This window comes from uncultured Polaribacter sp. (assembly GCF_947501385.1).
GTDB lineage: Bacteria > Bacteroidota > Bacteroidia > Flavobacteriales > Flavobacteriaceae > Polaribacter.
The window spans coordinates 106,837-113,118 of the sequence record NZ_CANMVP010000016.1 but is presented as its reverse complement, the minus strand read 5'-3'; the positions used below and the strand labels follow the sequence as shown (position 1 = coordinate 113,118).

At 30.6% G+C, this 6,282-nt stretch carries 8 protein-coding genes; 2 read left to right on the top strand and 6 right to left on the bottom strand.

Annotated elements, in window-relative coordinates:
• Positions 1 to 286: 286 nt before the first annotated feature.
• Positions 287 to 439 (top strand): YqaE/Pmp3 family membrane protein, encoded by a 153-nt coding sequence (locus Q0998_RS11830; RefSeq protein WP_299670176.1) that lies wholly within the window; start codon positions 287 to 289, stop codon positions 437 to 439.
• A gap of 465 nt (positions 440 to 904) precedes the next feature.
• Positions 905 to 1,402, top strand: a complete 498-nt coding sequence (locus Q0998_RS11825) for a hypothetical protein (protein ID WP_299670175.1) — start codon at positions 905 to 907, stop codon at positions 1,400 to 1,402.
• A gap of 31 nt (positions 1,403 to 1,433) precedes the next feature.
• On the opposite strand, the gene hisIE is transcribed toward Q0998_RS11825, so the two are convergent.
• The 6 genes from hisIE to hisB all read right to left on the bottom strand — a co-directional run bounded on the left by hisIE (position 1,434) and on the right by hisB (position 6,177).
• Positions 1,434 to 2,057: a bifunctional phosphoribosyl-AMP cyclohydrolase/phosphoribosyl-ATP diphosphatase HisIE gene (gene hisIE, locus Q0998_RS11820; protein WP_299670174.1), complete on the bottom strand. Its 624-nt coding sequence runs from the start codon at positions 2,055 to 2,057 to the stop codon at positions 1,434 to 1,436.
• Between the two features lie 102 nt (positions 2,058 to 2,159).
• On the bottom strand, positions 2,160 to 2,915 hold the full coding sequence (hisF, locus tag Q0998_RS11815; RefSeq protein ID WP_299670173.1) for an imidazole glycerol phosphate synthase subunit HisF: 756 nt from the start codon (positions 2,913 to 2,915) through the stop codon (positions 2,160 to 2,162).
• A gap of 92 nt (positions 2,916 to 3,007) precedes the next feature.
• Complete coding sequence (locus Q0998_RS11810) at positions 3,008 to 3,799, bottom strand: 1-(5-phosphoribosyl)-5-[(5-phosphoribosylamino)methylideneamino] imidazole-4-carboxamide isomerase (RefSeq protein ID WP_299670172.1); 792 nt, start codon at positions 3,797 to 3,799, stop codon at positions 3,008 to 3,010.
• Positions 3,800 to 3,902: 103 nt separating this feature from the next.
• Entirely contained in the window at positions 3,903 to 4,262 is a 360-nt protein-coding gene (locus tag Q0998_RS11805; protein ID WP_299670171.1) for a four helix bundle protein, read from the bottom strand.
• Between the two features lie 22 nt (positions 4,263 to 4,284).
• Positions 4,285 to 4,920: an imidazole glycerol phosphate synthase subunit HisH gene (hisH, locus tag Q0998_RS11800; protein WP_299670170.1), complete on the bottom strand. Its 636-nt coding sequence runs from the start codon at positions 4,918 to 4,920 to the stop codon at positions 4,285 to 4,287.
• A 120-nt stretch (positions 4,921 to 5,040) separates the two neighbouring features.
• Positions 5,041 to 6,177 (bottom strand): bifunctional histidinol-phosphatase/imidazoleglycerol-phosphate dehydratase HisB, encoded by a 1,137-nt coding sequence (hisB, locus tag Q0998_RS11795; protein ID WP_299670169.1) that lies wholly within the window; start codon positions 6,175 to 6,177, stop codon positions 5,041 to 5,043.
• Positions 6,178 to 6,282 lie beyond the last annotated feature (105 nt).

Sequence of the window (6,282 nt, the reverse complement as noted above, 5' to 3'; positions counted from 1 at the left end):
ACATTATGACTCTTATGGATATATTTACTATTTTGTGACATCGAGGCACAAAATAGTAATAATTAACGAGGCAAGCCTCGAGGTATTAAACCTAAAAGAGAATAAAAATTGAGTTTCACTAATTTAAAGATTTAGACCTTTCAATTGACTAAACCTTATTGTTTTATAAAAAACCTTATAAAAAATAGTTGTATGTAACGGATATGAATTAAACATTCAAGCATATACGTTATTTAGAAGTACGTATTTTTTTATCTTTGCTACCTAACAATATAAAAAAAATATCATGTCAATCTTAACAATTCTTTTAAATATTATTTTACCACCTTTAGCTGTTTTTTTACAACACGGACTCGGAACTAAGTTTTTAATTAGTCTTTTATTAACCTTTTTAGGTTGGTTGCCAGGTGTTATATATGCATTTTATGTAAATAGTTAATATACAAAAGAAAGTTACAAATTGATAAATAGTAAGAAATTGTAAGATTTTTTCTATTCTTAATAATTTATTTCGCTTTTAAACCTCATAAGTCTATTTTCTTATGAGGTTTTTGGTTTTAATAACCGTCATCAAACCAACTACTTTTCCTCATCATTACTATTGTTGGTGTGGTCATACAGCTTTACATCTTTTGTTTACTTTGAGAGCCTACATTAAATCCAAATAATATTTCTTTTCATGTGATTATAATTTTACAACTAACAGAAAAACAACAGCTTGTGAAATTATAATCATTCCGCTGTATGTCTAAAATTAGTCAAGAATGTTTCATCGCAAAGAATTCCTCGAGGCTCTGCCTCAAGGATAGTTGGTTTCAAAAAATCTTTATTTAAAACAAATAATTAAAATAGATCTTATTGGCATAATACTTGTCTAGTATATTTTAAATTAAAAGCTTTATTTATGAAAAAAATTACCCTTTTCTTAATAACTATTACAGCCTTGTTACTATACAATTGCAGTAATTCTGATGACAACATTATTGATGTGAGATACAGTGTTGAAGATTTAGAAAAAATACATGGCAATAGCTCTAAAACTTGGAAGGTAGAAAATTTTTATCAGGACTATGAAGCAAATATTTTAAGTGACTTAAACGATTGTTATAAAGATGATGTCTTTACATTTTTCAAAAATACTGGTGAAGTAAAAGCGGAATTGGGCACTATAGCTTGTTTTGGTAACAATCCCACCGAACAGTATGCAACATTTGAATATACATTTTATGCTGAAGAAGGTAGATTTTTCTTAAATGTAAGCAGAGGCGAAAGTTTTAATGGTAATTTTAAAGTAAAATTTTTTATTCTCGAGCTAGAGGAACTCGAGGAAGATAAAATGATATTCACCAGTGGTGAGGCACCAAATTATGGAAAAACAATCGTGTTCAAATTGGCAATTTAAACCAACATCTGTATAATTTTACTAGTTTTTTTTACTTCTGTCTTTTCATCAATTCTGCTTCAATATCTTTTAAAGTAAACCCTTTGGCTTGTAACAACATTAGATAGTGAAATAATAAATCTCCGGCTTCATACAAGAACAATTCATCATTATTATCCATCGCTTCAATAACAGTTTCTACAGCTTCCTCACCTACTTTTTGCGCTATTTTATTAATTCCTTTATCAAAAAGAGACACAACATAACTTTTTTGACTCTCATCACGTAGGTCTGGATCTATTTTAGAAATGGTAACTCTTTCTGTAATTACATTTTCTAAAGTGGAAAAGAAACCATAATTAGAATTGTTTTCTTCATTCCAACAAGTATCAGAACCTTTATGACAGGTTGGTCCGTTAGGATGCACTTGAATCAGTAAAGTATCGTTATCACAATCTAATTTAATATCTATTAAATTCAACACATTACCACTTTCTTCCCCTTTTGTCCATAAACGGTTTTTAGTTCTACTGAAAAAAGTCACTAATTTGGTTTTTTGTGTTTTTTGAAATGCCTCTTTATTCATGTACCCTAACATCAAAACATTTTTTGTGGTTGCGTCTTGAATGATTGCAGGAATTAATCCGTCGTTATTTTTATTGAAATCGATGTTCATTTTTTATCTATTTATTTTGTCAGTTAGAGTAATTTCTATTTTTCATCGAAATAATATCGAGAACTTTTTTTAATTGATACTGAATCAAGATCAGTATTCCAACTAAAGTCGCACCAAGATATTATGATCTTTTAACTCTTGTTTTAATGCTAAAATAGGAATTTCACCAAAATGAAAAACACTTGCTGCCAAAGCGGCGTCCGATTTTCCAATGGTAAAAGTATCTATAAAATGTTGTACGGTTCCTGCACCACCAGAAGCAATAATAGGAATATTTAATTCAGTAGACAATTTTGCCAAGGCTTGGTTTGCAAAACCTGCTTTTGTTCCGTCATTATTCATAGATGTAAATAAGATTTCTCCTGCGCCTCGTTTTTCTACTTCTTTTGCCCAATCAAATAAATTGAGTTCTGTTGGAATGGTTCCTCCGGCTAAGTGTACAAACCATTCTCCATTAATTTGTTTTGCGTCGATAGCAACTACTACACATTGGCTCCCAAATTTGTCTGCCAATTTATTTACCAAATCTGGTCTTTTAATTGCGGATGAATTGATAGATACCTTATCTGCACCATATTTTAGGAGCATGTCTACATCTTCAACAGAAGAAATACCACCACCAACTGTAAATGGAATATTTACCTGTTCCGCCACTTTTAACACCATTTCTAGCAAGGTTTTTCTACCTTCTAAAGTAGCAGAAATATCTAAAAAAACCAATTCATCTGCGCCTAAATCTGCATATTGTTTTGCTAAAACTACAGGATCACCGGCATCAATTAAGTTGATAAAGTTGACACCTTTTACAGTTCTTCCGTTTTTGATGTCTAAGCAAGGGATAATTCTTTTTGTGAGCATGTTATTTGATTTCTTAACTAAATGTCTCTTTGAGCGCAGTCGAAAGGTTTTATGAGCTCTCTTCCTAAGTTTCGAAACGCTTGAATTGATATTTAGTTATTTATTATAAATTGTTCCAACTGTTTCAAACTAATTTTATTTTCATAAATCGCTTTCCCGATAATAACACCTTCGCAGCCAATTTCTGCCAATTTAGGCAATTCATCAAATGTAGAAATTCCTCCTGAAGCAATGAGTTTTATTTTTTTTATCACCTTGAGCGTAGTCGAAAGGTCTTTAGAATCTTCACTTTGTTCTGAATGACAGGACTTTAATATATTTTTATACATATCAAAACTTGGGCCTTGCAACATACCGTCTTTAGAAATATCCGTACAAATTACATACTGAATTCCTTTTTTCTGATACTCTTTTATAAAGGGAATCAGCTCTAAACTACTTTCTTCTTGCCAACCATTTGTTGCTATTTTTCCTCCAGTAGCATCAGGATAAAAATCAGCACCTAAAACAATTTTTTCTGAGCCGTATGTTGAAATCCAACTTTCAAAAATTTCTTGATTTTTAACCGCGATACTTCCACCAGTAATTTGATCTGCCCCAGCATTAAAAGCAATTTCTAAATCTTTATCTGATTTTAATCCACCCCCAAAATCAATTTTTAAATTGGTTTTAGTAGCAATTTGTTCTAAAACTTTATAATTGACAATCTGACTCGCCTTGGCTCCATCTAAATCTACAACATGTAAATATTCGATCCCCGCTGCTTCAAATTCTTTGGCCACTTCAAGTGGATGCTCATTATAAATTTTCTTAGTATTATAATCACCTTTGGTTAAACGAACACATTTTCCGTCAATAATATCTATGGCTGGTATTATTCTCATTAATCTAATATTAAATATAAAAAATTAAATATTTGAAGTAAAAAAGTCAGGTACATAATTAAAAATAACTTGAATTTTTAATATTTATATCTAATTTCAAATATTATTTTTTATTTTGATTTCTTTTAGCTGTATTTATAGAAGCCACAATTATTGCTAATAATTCTGATCCTTCTTTTTTTAATTTTAATATTTCTTCCTTATATTCTGGGAGAACTTCTTCAAAAATTTCTAACCAATAAACACTTTCGTCAGTCTCTTCTTCAACTATTTTCAACTTATTTATAAAATCTGCAGTAGACTTTGCTCTCTGAGATGCTCTATAATTAGCACCTACTGAGCTTGAACTTCTAATTAATTGACTTACAAAAGCATTATATTCTCTTGATTTCGGGACTTTAAAACAAAGCCTCCAACAATCTAAAGCAAAGTTTTTAGTTCTAAATATTATTTGATTCTTCATAGCTAACTTCTAATATTTAATATTAAACTTTTAACTTTAAGAAATTCTCAAGAATTTTACTCCCTTCAATTCCTGATTTCTCTGGATGAAACTGAACTCCATAAAAATTATCTTTTTGTAAAGCAGATGCGTATTCTATTTCATAATCTGTGGTTGCAATTGATGCTGAACAATTTTCAGCATAGAAACTATGCACTAAATACATAAATTCTTTTTCTTTAATTCCTTTAAACAAATCAGATTTTAAATCAGAAATTACGTTCCAACCCATTTGTGGAACTTTTACTGCTTTTGAAAAGCGTTTTACGTCAACGTTAAAAATACCCAATCCTTTTGTATTTCCTTCTTCAGATGCATTACACATGAGTTGCATTCCTAAACAAATTCCTAAAACGGGTTGTTTCAAAGTCGGAATTAACTTATCTAATCCGCTTTCTTGCAACATTTTCATCGCAGAACTTGCTTCACCAACTCCAGGAAAAATTACTTTATCAGCAGCTTTTATTTCATCAATAGAATTTGATAAAACTGCATTAACTCCTAAACGTTTAAATGCAAATTGAATGCTTTTTATATTTCCTGCTCCGTAATTAATAATGACAACCGAAGGGGAAGAATCCTCAATATTGCTTTTATTTTTTTCTAAATTTTCAATCATTATTTATATAGATTCCTGCCTTCGCAGGTATGACTAATTTTATTTTTATAATTAAAACACGAACTAACATCTAACTTTCGCAAGAGTGTTTCTTCCCTTCGGGAAGATTAAGATGGGCTTCTAAAGCATTCCTTTTGTAGATGGTAAAAACATCTTATTGGCATCTCTTTTAACGGCCATTTTCATTGCTTTTGCAAAGGCTTTAAAAATACCTTCAATTTTATGATGTTCGTTTGTACCTTCAGCTTTAATGTTTAAATTACATTTTGCGCCATCTGTAAACGATTTAAACAAGTGAAAAAACATTTCTGTTGGCATATCACCAATTTTTTCTCTTTTAAATTCAGCATCCCATTCTAACCAATTTCTTCCACCAAAATCTACGGCAACTTGTGCCAAACAATCGTCCATTGGCAAACAAAAACCATATCTTTCGATGCCTAATTTATTTCCTAATGCTTTGTTGAATAGCTCTCCAAAAGCAATCATGGTATCTTCTATGGTGTGATGTTCATCTACTTCTAAATCTCCATCAACTTTAATTGTTAAGTCCATATTTCCATGCCTTCCAATTTGATCTAACATGTGGTCGAAAAAGGACAAACCTGTAGCAATATCATTTTTACCAGAACCATCTAAATTTAGTTTGATATAAATCTTTGTTTCATTTGTATTTCTGGTAATTTCTGTAACTCTATCTTCTAATCTTAAAAACTCATAAATCGCTGACCAATCTGTACTTGTTAGTGCAATACAATCTAAAATTTCTTGCTTAGAAGTTTCTATTTCATCTGTTCCTAACGCTGGATTTTGCGATAAATAAATACCCTTTGCACCTAAATTTTTCGCCAATTCCATATCTGTAATTCTATCTCCTAGTACAAAAGAGTTTTCCAAATCATACTCTTCAGAAAAATACTTTGTTAATAAACCAGTTCTTGGTTTTCTAGTGGCTGCATTTTCATGCGGAAACGTTTTGTCTATGTAAACTTCGGTAAAAACGACTCCCTCCTTTTCAAAAGCAGTCATGATTTTATTTTGCGCTGGCCAAAAAGTATCTTCAGGAAAAGAGTCAGTTCCCAAACCATCTTGATTGGTAACCATCACCAATTCATACTCCAATTCTGAAGCAATTTTTGCCATGTATTGAAATACCTTTGGATAAAATTCTAACTTTTCTAAACTATCTAATTGATAATCTACCGGTGGTTCTAATACCAAAGTGCCATCTCTATCTATAAATAATACTTTTTTCATATAACGTTGTTATATAATCCTGAACTTGTTTCAGGATCTTTTAATACTTATCTAATATTTTAATTGCGGATTAGATTCTTTAATAAGATTCTTTTTTCACTTTTA

What these genes read in the sequence shown, in the direction of transcription:
- Q0998_RS11830 (WP_299670176.1), top strand. Translation starts at nt 287, where the DNA reads ATGTCAATCTTAACAATTCTTTTAAATATTATTTTACCACCTTTAGCT.
- Q0998_RS11825 (WP_299670175.1), top strand. Translation starts at nt 905, where the DNA reads ATGAAAAAAATTACCCTTTTCTTAATAACTATTACAGCCTTGTTACTA.
- hisIE (WP_299670174.1), bottom strand. Translation starts at nt 2,057, where the DNA reads ATGAACATCGATTTCAATAAAAATAACGACGGATTAATTCCTGCAATC.
- hisF (WP_299670173.1), bottom strand. Translation starts at nt 2,915, where the DNA reads ATGCTCACAAAAAGAATTATCCCTTGCTTAGACATCAAAAACGGAAGA.
- Q0998_RS11810 (WP_299670172.1), bottom strand. Translation starts at nt 3,799, where the DNA reads ATGAGAATAATACCAGCCATAGATATTATTGACGGAAAATGTGTTCGT.
- Q0998_RS11805 (WP_299670171.1), bottom strand. Translation starts at nt 4,262, where the DNA reads ATGAAGAATCAAATAATATTTAGAACTAAAAACTTTGCTTTAGATTGT.
- hisH (WP_299670170.1), bottom strand. Translation starts at nt 4,920, where the DNA reads ATGATTGAAAATTTAGAAAAAAATAAAAGCAATATTGAGGATTCTTCC.
- hisB (WP_299670169.1), bottom strand. Translation starts at nt 6,177, where the DNA reads ATGAAAAAAGTATTATTTATAGATAGAGATGGCACTTTGGTATTAGAA.